This is a genomic window from Streptomyces sp. ALB3, from assembly GCF_044385685.1.
Lineage (GTDB): Bacteria > Actinomycetota > Actinomycetes > Streptomycetales > Streptomycetaceae > Streptomyces.
Map to the genome: position 1 here is coordinate 659,456 of NZ_JBISCE010000026.1, position 14,793 is coordinate 674,248.

Here is a 14,793-nt window from a genome sequence, read left to right on the forward strand (position 1 = left end):
GCCGGTCTTCATGGATCGGACCAGGAGGAGGACGAGTTGCCGTCCACGCGCAGCCACGTCGTCCGCGGCGGAAGTCCGGCCGTGCACCGCCGGCCCGTACGGGGCGGATCGTGCTGACTCCGGCCGGGGGCCCCCGCGCGCTGCCGTCCGCGGCGCCCGCCACCGTGTCCGGTGTCTGTCACGGCACTCTGGGCGAGCTGTACCAGGGCCCGCTGCGGGCGGCCGGCGCCCCGGACATCGCCCTGGTGTCCTTTCCCGTGGACCGCCACTCCTGGGTCCACTTCACCCGGGGCACGGGCACGCCCGGCCTGTCGGGTCTCGGGGAGAAGTCGGCGACGGCAGCACGCCTCTTCCTGGACCACTACCGGCTCACCCTGCCGACGGGGCACTGGAGCACGCACTCCGACCTCCGGGTGGGTGTGGGGATGGCCAGTTCGACCGCGGACATCGTCGCGACACTGCGTTGCCTGTTCCAGTTGTTCTCCCTGCCCTACGACGAGGGCGTGGTCCTCACCGTCCTGGCCGCGATCGAGCGGGCCGACAGCGTCTTCCTCGACGAGTTCGCGCTCCACCTCAGCGGACGGCACCGGGTGATCAGACGCCTGGGCACGGCGTTCGGCTTCCACACCGCGTTCGTCACCGAGCCCGGGACGGTGGACACCGACGCGGTCACCGCCTCGCTGCTGGAGCACTACCGACGGCGCGGAGAGGAGTACGAGCGGTGCCTGACCGACCTGCTCAAGGGTTTCGACTCAGGCGATCCGGCCGCCGTCGCCCGTGCGGCGACGGTCAGCGCGACGCTGTCACAGCAGGTGCTCCCCAAGACGCACTTCCACGAACTCTTCTCGCAGCAGGAGCGGTTCGGTGCGGCCGGGATCTTCGTCGCCCACACCGGCTGCCTGATCGGCTATCTGTTCCCCCGGCGTCTCGGGGCCGCGCACAAGTCCGAACTTTCCGCCTTCTTCCGTTCGCTCGGCTATCAGTGCTCATTCGTCCAAGGAGGATACGGATGATCCACCCCCATATCGCCGATGCCCTCAAGGTCCCCGACCTCGTCCGGCTCACCGACGGCGTGATCCTGATCCGCTTCGAGTCGATGAAGATCTACTCGGCGCTGGAGGCCGTCCGTCATCTCCTCGGCCGGGGCACGATCCGCCCCGGACAGACCCTGATCGACAGCTCCAGCGGTATCTACGCCTACGCCCTCGCGCTGGCCTGCCACCGGTACGGCCTGCGGTGCCACATCGTGGCGTCCACCACCGTCGACGTCACCACGCTCGCCCAGTTGGAGATCCTCGGCGCCGTCGTGGAACAGGTGAGACCGACACGCGATCTCAAACACGACCAGGAACTGCGGGTGCGCCGGGTGAAGGAGATCCTCGCCGAGCATCCCGGCCACCACTGGATGCGCCAGTACCACGACGACATCCACTACCTGGGTTACCACGGCGTCGCCGACCGGGTGGCGGATGCCTTCCCCGGCCGGAAGCTGACCGTGGTCGGCGGCGTGGGGTCGGGCGCGTCGACCGGCGGCATCGTGGAACACCTGCGAAGAACTGATCCCACCGTGCGCCTGGTGGGCATCCAGCCGTTCGGCAGCGTCACCTTCGGCAGCCAGGACCACCACGACCCGGAGGCGATCATCGCCGGCATCGGGTCGTCGATCGTCTTCGAGAACGTCCGTCACCCTCTCTACGACGCGGTGCACTGGCTGGACTTCACCCACGCGATGTCCGGTGCCGTCGCCCTCCTGCGCGACCACGCGGTCTTCGCCGGGCTGTCCACGGGGGCCGGCTACCTGGTGGCCTCGCACGAGGCCGGCCGCCACCCCGGCCGGCTGCACCTGGTGATCGGCGCCGACACGGGCCATCGCTACGTGGAGCGGGTGTTCGCCCGGCACGAGGAGGCCCTGGACCCCGCGGCGCTGAAGCCTGTCGAGGTGGCAGCGCCCGAGGAGATGACCATGCCCTGGTCCACCATGGCCTGGCAGCGCGTCCCTGACCCCTCACAAAGGAAGGAGCCGGCCGCGTGAGTGTGGTCTGCCTGGAGTCGCTCACCTTCGGACTCCGACACCTGGTACGCGCCGCCGACGCGCTCGGCGAGCGGCTGCTGCTTCTGACCCGCGATCCGTCGTACTACGCGTACGAGCTCGAGCGGCTCCCCGCCGATGCCCTCGACGTCGTGGAGACCGACACCTTCGACACGGAGGGCGTGGCGGACCTGCTGCGCGGGACACCCCGCCTGCGCGGTCTGATCAGTTCCACCGACACCTGGACGCTGGTCGGCGCGGAGCTCACGGCCCGCCTGGGCCTGCCCGGACTCGATCCGGCCGCCCTGCGGCTGGCCCGGGACAAGTCCGCCGTGCGCGACCGGCTGTACGAGGCCGGGCTCACGAGCGGGCGGGCGGTCGAGGCGGGCGGATCACTCGCGGAGATGCGCGAGGCACTGCTCAAGGAGGCCTGTCTGCCCGCCGTCGTCAAGGACACAGCGGGAACCGGGAGTCAGAACGTCTGGCTGGTGCGGGACGAAGCCGAACTGGACGCGGCGCTGGCACAGGCGGCGGGGCGGTCCCTCATGGGCCGGCTGTTCGCCGAACCGTACTTCGGCGGTCCGGTGTACAGCGCAGAGACCCTCTCGTGGCAGGGGCAGACCCGGCTGCTCGGCGTCTCCAGCCGTCTGATGTCACCGGAGCCGCTGTTCCGCGAGGAGATCACCGCGTTCCCCGTCGGCTTCCCCGAGGAGCAGCGCGTCTCACTGGAGAGGTGGCTGGGTGACGTGCTGGACGCCATCGGGTACACCGACCGCTTCGCGCACGTGGAGTTCGTGCTGACCACCACCGGCCCGGAGGTCGTGGAGGTGAACCCCCGGATCGGAGGTGCTCTCGTCGGTGAGGGGATGTGCCGGGCCCTGGGGTACAACGTCTACGAGGCGATGATCGAGTCGGCCCTCGGCCGGCGCCCCCGGCTGATGGAGGCGGATCTGCCCGGCGGCCCTGCCGTGGCCTTCGTGCTGAGCTACCCCGATGCTCCGGGTGTGCTGAGCGGGGTCACGGGCCTCGACCGCCTGGCGGAACTGCCCGGTGCTCCGGCCTGGTATCCGGTCAAGCGTACGGGCGACCGCGTCGAGCACCTGGCGGACAGCCGCGGATACGCGGGCATCGTCTACGCGGAGGCAGAGACGGCCGAGCTCGCCACGCACCGGGCGGTGGCCGCCGCCAACGCCGTCCGGGCGCACACCGAGCCGTTCGCCGACCGGTCCGCCTCGCATGGCTCCGGTGGGTGAGCGCGCGGGGCGCGGAGCGGGTCCGCGCACCGGGCTGTCGCCGCTCGGAGGTCCGCTGCGCTTCCTGCTGCTGAGCTCGTTCCTGATCCCGCTCGGCAGCTTCATGGTCCTGCCGTTCATGTCGGTCTTCCTGCACGAGCGGCTCGGAATGGGGCTCGGCACGGTCGGTGTCGTGCTCGCCGCGGCGTCGCTGGTCCAGTTCTCCGGTGGGGTCGCCGGGGGCGCACTGGCCGACCGGATCGGGCTCCGGCGCACCATGATCTGGGCGCTGGTCGTGCGTACCGCTGGATTCGTCGGCCTGCTGCTGGCTCTGCGCTGGCCGCCCCTTGCCGTCGGAGCGCTCATCCTGACGTGCTGCGGCGCCGCGCTGTACCTTCCGGCCAACAAGGCGTACCTGGTGCACGGGGTGGAGGAGGAACGGCGTCCGGCCTACCTGTCGGCGGGAAACGCGGCGCTCAACGCGGGCATGGCGATGGGCCCGCTGATCGCCGGGCCGTTCGTGCTCTCCTCCCCCGGCTGGCTGTTCGTGGCGGTGACGGCGCTCTTCGTCGTGGTGACGGCAGGCCACGCACGGCTGCCGTCGGCGACCGGCGAACGGCCGCCCTCCCCGGGGACACCGCGTCAGGGTCTGCTGGCGGGTGTGGCGCTCCTGCCGTTCGCCGCCAACGCTCTGGCGTTCTACCTCTACTTCCACTTCCAGCACTTCCTGGCGTTGTACGCCGTCGAACGCGCGTCGAGCGCGTTCTACAGCGTGGTGCTGCTGCTGTGCTTCGCCCTGGTGATCGTCGTGCAGCCCCTGGCTTCCGGGCTGATCCGGCGCATGCCGTACGGTCCGGCCCTCGCGGTCGGCTTCGCCGGCCTGGCGGCCGGTCTGGCCGTGCTCGCGATCGGGACCCGCCCCGCTCTCCTCGCCGGCGGCGCACTGATCACCTTGGGCGACATCGTGCTGTTCCTGAAGAACGATCTGGAGGCCCTGCGCCGCAGCCCACGCTCCGACGCGGTGATCTTCGGTCAGCAGCGCCTGGCGGCCGGTCTGGGCGCCTGCGCCAGCGGGGTGCTGGGCGGCCTCGTCTACAGCTTCGGCGAACGAGCCGGCGACACGGGGGCGTTCTGGCTCATTGCCGCAGCGCAGTGCCTGCTGCTCCCCCCGCTTCTCCTGATGCTGCGCCACCGCGCGGCACGTCCCGCACAGCTACCGCGAAGGAGCACTGTCGCGCCATGACACGTACCGGCGGATTCCAGGACGACGACTTCTGGACCGAGTTCCACGACTTCCTGTTCACCGGGCAACGCCACACCCAGGCCGAGGAACTGGTGGCGACCTCACCGCTGCTGCGCTTCCGGCCCGGGGCGCGGGTGCTCGATCTGTGCTGCGGCCCCGGGGTGTTCACGGTTCCGCTCGCCGGCGGCGGCTACGACGTGACCGGCGTGGACGTGAGCCCGGCCATGCTGGAGCGGGCACGCAAGCACTCGGCCGACGCGGGTGCGCGGATCACGTACGTACAGGCCGACGCGCGGACGTACGACCCGCCGGGTGGCTTCGACGCGGTCCTCAACATGTTCACCTCGTTCGGGTACTTCGAGGACCCCGCCGACAACGCCCAGGTCCTCCGGAACATGCACAGGTGCCTGACGCCCGGCGGAACCCTCGTGCTCGACCTCGCGGGTAAGGAGTTGCTGGCCCGCAGGGTCACTCCTCCCAAGGTCGTGCAGCGGGGGGACGACCTGCTCGTACAGACCGACACGGTGCTGGACGACTGGGCGAGGCTGCGCAGCGACTGGGTGCTGGTCCGGGGAGATCACGTGACGCGCGCCACTCTCGTGTGGTTCGTCTACAGCGCCGTGGAGTTGCGCCGGATGGCCGAGGAGGCAGGCTTCGGCCGCGTGGAGGTCTTCGGCGGTTTCGACGGCCGCCCCTACGACCAGGACGCCGAGCGGCTGATCGTACGGGCGGTCCGGGAGGGGTGACGCGGCGCGGGTTCCGGGGCCGCTTCCGCACCCCCTTACGGCCCGGTCTCACCGGAACGTAGGATCACCAGGTCATCGCCGCGACGGGAGACAGGAAGCCGGTGTGAATCCGGCACGGTCCCGCCACTGTGACTGGGGAGTGCTCCTTCCGCGTGCCGGCGTGTGCCGGGCGGCAAGGCGGAGGGCGTCGATCCAGGAGTCAGGACACTGGCCTGTCGCGGGCCCGATCCGAGGAGCGCGGACTCCCCAGGAGGCTTCACGTGTACAACGGCATGTCCCATTCCCCTCAGGACCCCTCCCTCCGTCGGCCACGCGCTCTGCGGGCCTCCGTAGCAGCGGCCGCGTTGTCGGCGGTCCTGCTGACCGCCGGCTGCGGCTCGTCCGGCGAGGCCCGGCATGATCCGGGGACCGCGGGTGCTCCCCCCGAGGGCTTTCCCGTCACCGTCGACAACTGCGGGGTCCGGACGACGTACGACGAACCGCCCGCGCGGGTGGTCACCATCCACCAGCACCCCGCGGAACTGATGCTCGCCCTCGGGCTGAGGAGCCGCATGGTCGGCACCGCGTTCCCCGACTCCGCGGTCCTGCCCGAGCTGGAGCGGGACTTCGAGGCCGTGCCGGAACTGGCCGAGCGGGAGCCCTCGTTCGAGACCGTCCTGGACGCCGGACCCGATCTCGTCTACGGCGGCTACGGCAGCGCCTTCGACGAGAAGGAGGGCCGCTCCCGCACGGCGTTCGCCGACGCGGGGATCGACACCTACCTCAACCGCGAGTACTGCGGGAAGAAGAAGGTGACCATGGAGGACACCTACGCCGAGATCCGCACCATCGGCAAGATCTTCGGAGTCACCGGCCGCGCCGAGAAGCTGGTGTCCACGCTCGAGAGCGACGTCGACGAGGCCGCCTCCGCCGTCGCGAGCGAGCCTGAGGTACCCGTCTTCGTCTACGACAGCGGCGACAGGACCGCCTTCACCGCGGGCGGCAAGAGCCTGGGAACCGAACTCATCCGGCTGGCCGGCGGCAGGAACGTCTTCGCGGACCTCGACGACGTCTTCGGTGACGTCTCGTGGGAGCAGGTCGTGAACCGCAAGCCCGAGGTCATCGCCATCTACGACTACGCGGGGGCCGGAAGCGTCGAGCAGAAGAAGGAGTTCCTCCTCTCACAGCCGGCGCTCGCCGACGTGCCCGCGGTGAAGAACAAGCGGTTCGTCGTGCTGCCGCTCACCGCGACCCTGGTCGGTATCCGCTCGGCCTACGCGGTCGGAGACCTCGCGGGCGGGCTGCACCCCGGAAGCCTCCGGTGACGCCACCCGCCGCACCCGCACCCGCACCCGCCGGCCAGGCCGTGCGGCGCCGGTCTCAGGACACGAAGCGGCCGGGGCCAGGTGTCTTCACCGTCGCCCTGGTGATCCTGGCGGTTCTCCTGCTCGCCTCGCTCACCGCCGGTCTCGCCATCGGCTCCGTGCACGTTCCGCCCGGCCAGGTGTGGGGCATCGTGGCGCACGCACTCGGCGCGGACCTGTCGGAGCCCGGCTGGTCGCGAGCCCGGGAGACCATCGTCCTGGACGTGCGCGCTCCCCGTGTGCTGCTCGGCGCCGTGACCGGGGCCGGACTCGCGGTGGTGGGGACCGCCATGCAGGCACTGATCCGCAACCCTCTCGCGGAGCCGTACCTTCTGGGGGTCTCGTCCGGAGCGTCCCTCGGGGCCGTGACGGTCATCGTCTTCGGGGTGACCCTGTTCGGGCCGGTCTCCTTGTCGGTCGCAGCGTTCGCGGGCGCGCTGGGGGCGCTGCTCCTCGTCTACGCCACCGCCCGCACCGGTGGCCGCATCACCTCCGTACGGCTCGTGATGTCCGGCGTGGCCATCGCGGCCGTGCTCACCGCACTCCTGAACCTGCTGCTCCTGACGACCGATCGCGGGAACGAGGCCCGTGCGGTGCTGGCCTGGACACTCGGTGGCCTGGGAGGGGTGAACTGGGGCACCCTGTGGCTGCCGAGCACGGCCCTGCTCCTCGGGGTGGCCGTCCTGTTGGCGCACGCCCGCAACCTGAACCTGCTGCTCGCGGGTGAGGAAGCAGCCACCACCATGGGGCTGGACGTGGCCCGTTTCCGGGCCCGCACGTTCGTCCTTCTGTCCCTCGTCACGGGAGTGCTGGTCGCGGCGGCCGGCCCGATCGGCTTCGTCGGCCTGATGATGCCGCACATCGTCCGCCTGTTCGTGGGCGGCGACCACCGCCGCGTCCTGCCGGCGGCCGCGCTCGGTGGCGCGGTCTTCCTCGTGTGGGCCGACATCGCCGCGCGCACGGTCGCCGCGCCGATGGAGATCCCGGTCGGTGTGCTCACCGCCCTGTGCGGCGGGCCGTTCTTCCTGTGGCTGATGCGCCGGGACGCCCGCCGGACCACCGGAGAGGGGGCGGCATGACGGCGACGGAACTGGTCGTCGACGGCGTGACACTCACCGCGGGGGCGCACCGCCTGGTGCGGGACGTCACACTGACCGCTCACCCGGGTGAGGTCATCGGCCTGGTCGGCCCCAACGCCAGTGGCAAGTCGAGCCTCCTGCGCGCCGTCTACCGTGTCCTGCGCCCCGTCGAGGGCCGCGTCAGCCTGGACGGTGTGGACGCCTGGTCTCTGCCCGTGCGGCAACTGGCCAGGACCGTGGCAGCGGTGGTCCAGGAACCAGGGGCCGACTTCGACCTGTCGGTCCGCGAGGTCGTCGCCATGGGCCGCACGCCGCACAAACGGCTGCTCGCCGGTGACACCGCCGAGGACGTGTCACTGATCGAGGAGGCGCTCGCCATGGTGGGAGTCGCCGCGCTGGCGGACCGCTCCTTCGACCGCCTCTCGGGCGGGGAGCGCCAGCGTGTCCTCATCGCCCGCGCCCTGGCCCAGCAGCCCTCGCTGCTGGTACTGGACGAACCGACGAACCACCTCGACATCCGGCACCAGCTCGACGTTCTCGGCGCGCTGCGGCGCCTGCCCGCCACGGTGCTCGTCGCCCTCCACGATCTCAACCTCGCCGCCTACTACTGCGACCGCCTCTATGTCCTGTGCGACGGTGAGGTCACGGCTTGCGGACCGCCGGCCGAGGTCCTCACCCCCCGGCTGCTGGCCGAGGTGTACGGAGTCCGGAGCGAGGTCGCCATCCACCCGCGCACGGGCGCTCCGGCCGTCACCTTCCTTCCGGAGGAGCCCGGGTACGGGGAGGGCCGGTAGGGCGGCTGCCTGCCCCTCAGCCGAGGGCCGCGCGGCGGCTCGTTCCGGTCAGGCGGCGGGAGACACCGCCGAGCCCTCGCTCGGACGGCGGCGAGGGCTCGGCGGGGAGGGCGGCGGGGAGGATCCGGTCAGGCGGCGTGGCAGAGCGCAGCGGGATCGGGCCGGGTGGCGGACCACGGCTGCGTGCAAGGGCGGGCCTCGGTCGCCGCGAGCGAGCGGTTCCTCGCGAAGACGACGAGACGCAGCACCGCGAAGCGCGCGACGCCCGCACCCGCGGAAGCGGTCAGGTACACGGCCTGCTCAAGCACGGCACCGGGTTCCGCCACCACGCTGTGCAGGACGAGCATCGCCGCGCAGGTCACGGTGTAGGCAGCCGCCGCCGACCCGGCCGACTGCGCGTGCTGCCGCAGGGTCGCGCGCCCGCCCGCGCCGAAGGTGAACCGGGCGTGCAGCTCGGTGGCCAGGAGGGTGGAGACGAGGGTGATCAGGGCGTTCGCCAGGCCCCAGGGGATCCAGGTGGCGAGGGCCGCCACCGCGAAGCTGGAGGCGAGCCCCACTCCGCCGCCGCAGAGCACGAAGCGGGCGAAGGCGGTGCAGGCGCCCGGTGCTGCCTTCTGCTGTCCTGACGCTGTCCCCATGATCCGTCCCCCCTGGTCGTCCACGTGCGCTGATGCCGGTGTCCGTCGCTCCGTGAGCCCTACGGCGCCTTCGCGTGATGCCATAGTGACACACTTTTGGCACCACTGCGAGCCATTACCTGCCCCTGTGGCGCCAAGCCCTCCTCAGTGGGCGCTGAACCCGTGAAGACGTGGGCCCTTGAGGAAGAGAACGCGGCCGACCGGCAACGCATCCCGTGCCCCCCATATCGAGAACACCCACTTCGCTCGCCGTGTGCCACGCATGGCGCCATCGAGCTTGCAATGGCGCCACACTGGTGCCACTATTGCGTCATGGACCTCACGCCGTACGTCGAAACGCTCCGCCGGGAACTCACGGTGGCCGCCGAAGCAGGGGGCGAGGAAGCCCGCGAGCTCGCCGAGCGGCTCACCGCGCCTCTGGAATCGGCGACCAGACTGACGCTGCTCAATGTGCTCTCCGCCGCGATGGACGAGATCACCCGTGAACTCGCCCCCGGTTCGGTCGACGTACGACTGCGCGGGCTGGACCCCGACTTCCTGGTGACACTGCCCCCCGTCGGCTCCTTCGGGGAGCGGGTCGCACCCGCCGATACTCCGGCGGCACCCGCTCCCGCACCGGTCGCCACCGAGACGGACGAGGGCGGCACCGCCCGGGTCAACCTGCGCCTGCCGGCCCACCTGAAGACCCGCGCCGAGGAGGCGGCGGGCCGCGAGGGCCTGTCGGTCAACGCGTGGCTGGTGCGGGCCGTGGCGGCCGCCGTGGAGCCGGGCGGCGCGCAGCCCCGCACCACGGAGAAGAACCGGGCCACCGGACAGAGCTTCACGGGCTGGGTGCGCTGACCGGCCCCCTCCCGCAACACTCCACCGACACCGACATCACGTCCCACCAGCGGGGACGCCTGAAGAGCCAAGAGGACGGGACAGCCATGCCTTCTTACGACACTCCCGAACCGATCACCGTCAGCGCACACGTGTCCGGCGGTTCCATCCAGTTCACGGCGGCCGACCGCCTGGACACCGTCATCGAGGTGCAGCCGCGTGACGCGAAGAAGGACAAGGACGTGCGAGCCGCCGAGCAGACCGAGGTCGCGTACGCGGGCGGGGTCCTGACCGTAAGGACGAAGCAGCGCCACCTCATCGGGCCCACCGGCGCCGTCGACGTGAGGGTCGGCCTGCCCGCGGGCTCACAGCTGGAGGTGACGGGCTCCTGGCTCCAGGTGGTGGGCGAAGGACGGCTCGGCGACGTCCGCGTCAAGACGTCGTCCGGCGACGTGCGCCTGGACACGACCGGCCCGCTGCACCTGACCGCTTCCCACGGTTCGATCAACGTGAACCACGTCGAGGGCGCGGCCGAGATCACCACCAGCTCCGGCAGCCTGCGCGTCGGCCTCGTGGAGGGCCCCGCCGTCCTGAAGAACTCGCACGGCACCACGAGCGTCGGCACCGCGACCGGCGAACTGCGGGTGAGCGGCGCCAACGGGGACATCGACATCGCACGCGCCGGGAGCTCGGTCACCGCCACCACCGCCCACGGCGCCCTGCGCGTAAACGAAGTGGCGCGCGGATCGGTGCAGCTGGAGACCTCCTACGGCGCCATCGACATCGGTGTCCGCTCCGGTACGGCCGCCTGGCTCGACGTCAGCTCCGAGCGCGGACAGGTCCGGAACACCCTCACCGACTCCGGGACCCCGGAGAAGACCGAGGACACCGTCGAGGTACGCGCCCGGACCCGCTGGGGCAACATCGACGTCCACCGCGCCAGGGCCTGAGTACCGCGCCCCTCCGGCGCGGACGACGACTCCCCCGGTTTCCCACCCCACCTCCTGGCTCGCCCTCGCCTGGTGCCTCGGACTCGTGGTCCTCGGTTACCGCTGGTCGATGTCGACGTTCCACCACGGCCCTGACAGGCGAGGATGAGCTGATACCGCACGGCTGACCGGGCCCGGTGCGCCACCACCGGGCCCGGTCAGCCGTGCGGTGGCGCCGGCCCCGGCGCATGGACGGACTCACATGGCCGGTGCCCGTTCGATGAACGTGTCCAGCACCCCGTCGGCCACCTTGACGGGACCCTGCGGCCTGGTGGTGCCCGGGATGGTGGTGACCGCGGCTGCCTGCTCGGCAAGTCCGGCCGCCGCGGCGAAGTCCGCGTGTCCGCTGCCCGCGTGGGCCTCGGCCCGCAGGCCGTCGAGTGTGGCCTTCAGCGAACCGCCCCACAGGTCGAGGGCGTCCAGCCAGGGTTTCGTCTGCGCCAGGAACGCCGGGTCCCGGACACCTTCGCGAATCCGCTCGGGAGCCCCGGCCAGCACGTCGGCGTACGCGTCGAGCTCCCGCAGCGCGGCCTGCCGGCGGGCACGGGACCCGCTGCCCCAGGCTTCGGTGAACTCCGCGAGGCGGGCCGCCAGTCCGGGTGCCTGCGGCTGCCAGTTCGTGTCACCGAAGGTCGGTGCCAGGTGCTGGGTGTCGAAGAAGGCCAGCAGGGCGCGGGTGGTGGCGGGGTCACCGCCCGCCAGGTAGCCGGCCGCCGCCCGCCAGGTGCGGCCGGGGTCGTAGTCCTCGTCGTTCCACGCGAACGCCGCGCCTCCGAAGAGGGCGACCTTGCTCGGCGCGGCCTGGTTCATCGGGTTGAGGACGATGCCGCTGAGGGCTTCGTGCAGACCGGCTTCCCTCTTGTCGTAGGGGGCCATCAGCAGCCGCCCCGCCGTCTGCCCGTAGTCGTTGACCGGGTAGTTGTCCCACAGGAACACCTTGCGCCCCCACACGGCGGACGCGGCCTCGGCGTCCGCCGTGCTGATCGAGGGAGGGACGACGTCCGTACCCGTCCACTGCACGATCACCTTCGGGTCCAGTTGTTCCCGAAGGACCGACTTGTAGGCGGAGTCGGCCGTGTCGGAGTACTCCGTGGGCACGAACTGGAGTGGTCCGGCATCCGGGTGCGTGTCGATGAAGCCGTGCTGCACCGCGTTGAGCAGATCCGCCTGTGCCTGCCCCGCGCTGCCCCGGCCCGGGGCGCCGTACTCCTGCCGGTCGGCCTCGCAGTTCCACTCGGTGTAGCTGATGTCGTCCAGTGCCACGTAGAAGTTGCGGGCGCCCTGGTCGTAGAGGGTGCCCAGCTTGTCCTTCAGGGCTTTCACGTCGTCCGGGTCGCTGTAGCAGACGGAGAGGCCCGGGGAGAGCGCGTAGGTGAAGTCGACGTGGTGGGCGGCGGCTTGCTCGATCAGTTCACGCAGGCGGGCCAGCCGGCCGGCAGGATAGGGCTCGCGCCACTCCTCCCTGAGATACGCGTCGTCCTTCGGGGTGTAGATGTAGGTGTTGGCCTTGATGTCACCGTAGAAGGCCAGTTGGTCGAGCCGGTCGGTGTGCGACCAGGGCGCGCCGTAGAAGCCCTCGATGCTGCCGCGCAGGGGCATGGCGGGGTGGTCGGTGATCGACACGGCCGCGAGGGTGCGTTTCCCGGTCACCAGTTGCCGCAGCGTCTGCGCGGCGTAGTAGGTGCCGTCCCCGTCGTTGCCGGCGAGCACGACCGTGTCGCCCCGGGAGGCGAGGGAGTAGCCCTCCGCCACCGGCGTGCCCGGTACGGTGCCGCCTGCGGTGCGCAGGGCGTCGGCCACCGCCCGGTCCTTGACCGAGCCGGCCACGACGGTGAGCGTCCTGCCATGGGCGCGTGAAGCCGGGGCGGCGTCCCCGGCGGGCGTCGTGTCGATGTGACGGGCCCCGGCCGAGGCCAGAGCGTTTCTGATGACATCGATGGCCGAGGCATCGACATCGTCGCCGAGCAGGAGACGCACGCGGTCCGGGACGCGGACGTCCCGCCCGGCCCGTTCCATTCGCTGCGGGGTCGGGGTGACGACGGGCAGGTTCCCGGCGGGCGCGGGCGCCGCCCTGGTGGCGGACGGGCCTCCGGAGGCCTGGGCGGGGGCGGAGAGCGTCCCGAGGGCCAGCAGGGCGACGGCGCCGAGCAGCGGGAGCCGGGACACACGGGGAAGACAGTACGAATGGCTTTCCGGCATACGGGTCACTGCACCTCCACGGAAGTGGACCACCACGTTCAGGTGGTGGAGTGGTCTAAACCACCACCCGTCGGTGCCGGTGTCAAGATCCCTGCCGGAAACAAACGGAAGCCTCACGTCCTGTCCATGAAGTGGCGCGCACTCTCGACGGCGGGTCAGCCGGGCCGCCGCCCGGGGCTTCGGACGCGTTTCCTGTTTCCTCGCGCCCCCGGAGCCCCGCAGGGGCGTGCCTACTGCTCCCCCGCCGGGGCCGCCGCGTTCGCCGCCGCCTCCCGCAGCACCTCCGCGAGCCCGTCGGTGGGCAGCACCATGCTGACCGGCGCGGAGCTGTTGAGGCACAGGGCGTGGTCCGGGGGGATGCGGGCGAGCAGGTCCGCCACGGGCAGCCGTTCGAACCCCAGCTGCCCTACCGCCCTGAGGTGGTGGGGGGAGGTGTAGACGGGGATGACCGCCGTGCCGTCGGGCGCCGACGCACTCACCGGTTCACCCCCCGCCGTGACCAGCACCGCGACCTCGGCCCTGGCCAGGGCCGCCGTGACGTCCTCCGCCGGGCCGTACCCGGTGGTGGCGAGCTGGACGGCGCGGTCCACGTCGTCGGCGGGCTCGGGCCACCCCATCGCCTCGGGGGACGGCCTGTAGTCCTCGTTGTCCTCCCACTCGACGATCTCGCCCTCGGAGTCGGAACGCCACTGCCCGACCACGGCCCACTCCGGCGGCGGGCCCTCCCCCTGCCAGGCGGGATCGGGCAGGTAGAGCCAGTGGTCGGGTGCGAGCCTGGCGGCCTGGATGAACTCCTCGGGAGGGGCGGGGTCCAGGGGGGCGGCGGGGGTTCCGGTGCCGAGCTCACTCATCATGTCCTCGCTTGCTGGGGGTACCTGGGTCGGTGTGGGAGCGCCCGGCGGCCCGGGCCGGGGCGCCGGGTCCGGATTCGCCGGTCACCTCCGCCCACCGTGCCCGCAGATCGTCCGCCGGGACGAGCAGTGCGGCCGGAGCGGAGGCGCTGAGGAACATCACGTCCCGGCCGGCCGGCAGCCGGTCGAGGAGGTCGGGGAGCGCCATCAGCACGTGCACGGGAAGGCGGTCCGCCGACGCCTGCGGCGCCACAGGGAAGACGGGCGCCGCGAGGGCGCCGCCGGGTGCCCGCGTCCACGCCGGCTCCCCGTCGTCGGCCACGCACACGGCCACGGTGCCGGCCTCCGCGAGAGCCTCGGCGACATCCGCGTCCGGACCGTAACCGGTGGCAGCCAGGTGCACGGCGGCGTCGGCGTCGCTGACCGGTGCGGCCCACCCGAGTGCGGCGGGTGAGGGGCGGTAGTCCGGGTTGGCCTCCCACTCGGCGATCTCGCCGTGGGCGTCGCTGCGCCAGCGGCCGAGTACGGCCCAGGGGGGCGGGGGCTCGTCGTCCGTCTCGCCGAGCCAGTGCCGGTCGGTCACCGACAGCCAGTGGTCGGGGGCGGTGCGGGCCGCCGCGACGATGTCCTCGGGCGGCGCCGGGAAGTGCGCGTGTTCCCGCCCTACGGGTACGGGCGGACGCGCGGACACGCCCTCGGGCGCCGCGCCGGGAAGAGGTATCGGCCCGCGGGCGGCGTCCGGCCGTCCGTCAGAAGTCGGCATGGGGGTCGCTCCATACGGTCACGCCGCGCGGATGCCCGGCTGGCGGAGGAAGACACGAGGACATCTCA

The 14,793-nt window shown here is 71.9% G+C and carries 14 protein-coding genes and 1 riboswitch; of the genes, 10 read left to right on the forward strand and 4 right to left on the reverse strand.

Going from position 1 to position 14,793, the window contains the following annotated elements:
- Positions 1-110 precede the first annotated feature (110 nt).
- The 8 genes from ACHFIV_RS15010 (at position 111) to ACHFIV_RS15045 (ending at position 8,466) form a co-directional block, all read left to right on the forward strand.
- The gene (locus tag ACHFIV_RS15010; protein WP_398968128.1) at positions 111-1,013 is read left to right on the forward strand and encodes a GHMP family kinase ATP-binding protein; all 903 of its coding nucleotides are present in this window, start codon (positions 111-113) and stop codon (positions 1,011-1,013) included.
- Entirely contained in the window at positions 1,010-2,032 is a 1,023-nt protein-coding gene (locus ACHFIV_RS15015) for a cysteine synthase family protein (protein ID WP_398968131.1), read from the forward strand. The genes ACHFIV_RS15010 and ACHFIV_RS15015 overlap by 4 nt, the downstream gene beginning before the upstream one ends.
- Positions 2,029-3,282, forward strand: coding sequence for an ATP-grasp domain-containing protein (locus ACHFIV_RS15020; RefSeq protein WP_398968134.1), 1,254 nt, complete (start codon positions 2,029-2,031; stop codon positions 3,280-3,282). The genes ACHFIV_RS15015 and ACHFIV_RS15020 overlap by 4 nt, the downstream gene beginning before the upstream one ends.
- Positions 3,266-4,504: an MFS transporter gene (locus ACHFIV_RS15025; RefSeq protein ID WP_398968136.1), complete on the forward strand. Its 1,239-nt coding sequence runs from the start codon at positions 3,266-3,268 to the stop codon at positions 4,502-4,504. Before ACHFIV_RS15020 ends, ACHFIV_RS15025 begins: the two co-directional genes overlap by 17 nt.
- Complete coding sequence (locus ACHFIV_RS15030; protein WP_398968138.1) at positions 4,501-5,250, forward strand: class I SAM-dependent methyltransferase; 750 nt, start codon at positions 4,501-4,503, stop codon at positions 5,248-5,250. Before ACHFIV_RS15025 ends, ACHFIV_RS15030 begins: the two co-directional genes overlap by 4 nt.
- Before the next feature lie 54 nt (positions 5,251-5,304).
- Positions 5,305-5,480, forward strand: a riboswitch (cobalamin riboswitch).
- 30 nt (positions 5,481-5,510) lie between these two features.
- Positions 5,511-6,554: an ABC transporter substrate-binding protein gene (locus ACHFIV_RS15035; protein ID WP_398968141.1), complete on the forward strand. Its 1,044-nt coding sequence runs from the start codon at positions 5,511-5,513 to the stop codon at positions 6,552-6,554.
- Between the two features lie 41 nt (positions 6,555-6,595).
- Complete coding sequence (locus ACHFIV_RS15040) at positions 6,596-7,672, forward strand: FecCD family ABC transporter permease (protein WP_398968253.1); 1,077 nt, start codon at positions 6,596-6,598, stop codon at positions 7,670-7,672.
- Positions 7,669-8,466: an ABC transporter ATP-binding protein gene (locus tag ACHFIV_RS15045; RefSeq protein WP_398968143.1), complete on the forward strand. Its 798-nt coding sequence runs from the start codon at positions 7,669-7,671 to the stop codon at positions 8,464-8,466. The genes ACHFIV_RS15040 and ACHFIV_RS15045 overlap by 4 nt, the downstream gene beginning before the upstream one ends.
- 128 nt (positions 8,467-8,594) lie before the next feature.
- Here ACHFIV_RS15045 and ACHFIV_RS15050 read toward each other — a convergent pair whose 3' ends face one another.
- Positions 8,595-9,104, reverse strand: coding sequence for a hypothetical protein (locus ACHFIV_RS15050; RefSeq protein ID WP_398968146.1), 510 nt, complete (start codon positions 9,102-9,104; stop codon positions 8,595-8,597).
- 312 nt (positions 9,105-9,416) lie between these two features.
- Here ACHFIV_RS15050 and ACHFIV_RS15055 point away from each other — a divergent pair, with 312 nt between their 5' ends.
- Together ACHFIV_RS15055 and ACHFIV_RS15060 are read left to right on the forward strand one after the other, a co-directional pair.
- A complete protein-coding gene (locus ACHFIV_RS15055; RefSeq protein ID WP_398968149.1) occupies positions 9,417-9,944 on the forward strand; it encodes a hypothetical protein in 528 nt (175 codons plus the stop codon).
- Positions 9,945-10,030: 86 nt separating this feature from the next.
- On the forward strand, positions 10,031-10,873 hold the full coding sequence (locus ACHFIV_RS15060; protein WP_398968151.1) for a DUF4097 family beta strand repeat-containing protein: 843 nt from the start codon (positions 10,031-10,033) through the stop codon (positions 10,871-10,873).
- 237 nt (positions 10,874-11,110) lie between these two features.
- Here the strand turns inward: ACHFIV_RS15060 and ACHFIV_RS15065 are convergent, their stop codons facing one another.
- From ACHFIV_RS15065 to ACHFIV_RS15075, 3 genes are all read right to left on the reverse strand, one after another.
- Positions 11,111-13,120, reverse strand: coding sequence for a beta-N-acetylhexosaminidase family protein (locus ACHFIV_RS15065; RefSeq protein WP_398968153.1), 2,010 nt, complete (start codon positions 13,118-13,120; stop codon positions 11,111-11,113).
- A 221-nt stretch (positions 13,121-13,341) separates the two neighbouring features.
- The gene (locus ACHFIV_RS15070) at positions 13,342-13,962 is read right to left on the reverse strand and encodes a type VII secretion system-associated protein (RefSeq protein WP_398968155.1); all 621 of its coding nucleotides are present in this window, start codon (positions 13,960-13,962) and stop codon (positions 13,342-13,344) included.
- The gene (locus ACHFIV_RS15075; RefSeq protein ID WP_398968158.1) at positions 13,955-14,725 is read right to left on the reverse strand and encodes a type VII secretion system-associated protein; all 771 of its coding nucleotides are present in this window, start codon (positions 14,723-14,725) and stop codon (positions 13,955-13,957) included. Before ACHFIV_RS15075 ends, ACHFIV_RS15070 begins: the two co-directional genes overlap by 8 nt.
- Between the last annotated feature and the right edge of the window lie 68 nt (positions 14,726-14,793).

Coding starts and splice junctions, on each gene's coding strand:
- ACHFIV_RS15025 (WP_398968136.1), top strand. CDS start 3,266: ATGGCTCCGGTGGGTGAGCGCGCGGGGCGCGGAGCGGGTCCGCGCACC.
- ACHFIV_RS15075 (WP_398968158.1), bottom strand. CDS start 14,725: ATGCCGACTTCTGACGGACGGCCGGACGCCGCCCGCGGGCCGATACCT.
- ACHFIV_RS15050 (WP_398968146.1), bottom strand. CDS start 9,104: ATGGGGACAGCGTCAGGACAGCAGAAGGCAGCACCGGGCGCCTGCACC.
- ACHFIV_RS15060 (WP_398968151.1), top strand. CDS start 10,031: ATGCCTTCTTACGACACTCCCGAACCGATCACCGTCAGCGCACACGTG.
- ACHFIV_RS15045 (WP_398968143.1), top strand. CDS start 7,669: ATGACGGCGACGGAACTGGTCGTCGACGGCGTGACACTCACCGCGGGG.
- ACHFIV_RS15070 (WP_398968155.1), bottom strand. CDS start 13,962: ATGAGTGAGCTCGGCACCGGAACCCCCGCCGCCCCCCTGGACCCCGCC.
- ACHFIV_RS15055 (WP_398968149.1), top strand. CDS start 9,417: ATGGACCTCACGCCGTACGTCGAAACGCTCCGCCGGGAACTCACGGTG.
- ACHFIV_RS15015 (WP_398968131.1), top strand. CDS start 1,010: ATGATCCACCCCCATATCGCCGATGCCCTCAAGGTCCCCGACCTCGTC.
- ACHFIV_RS15030 (WP_398968138.1), top strand. CDS start 4,501: ATGACACGTACCGGCGGATTCCAGGACGACGACTTCTGGACCGAGTTC.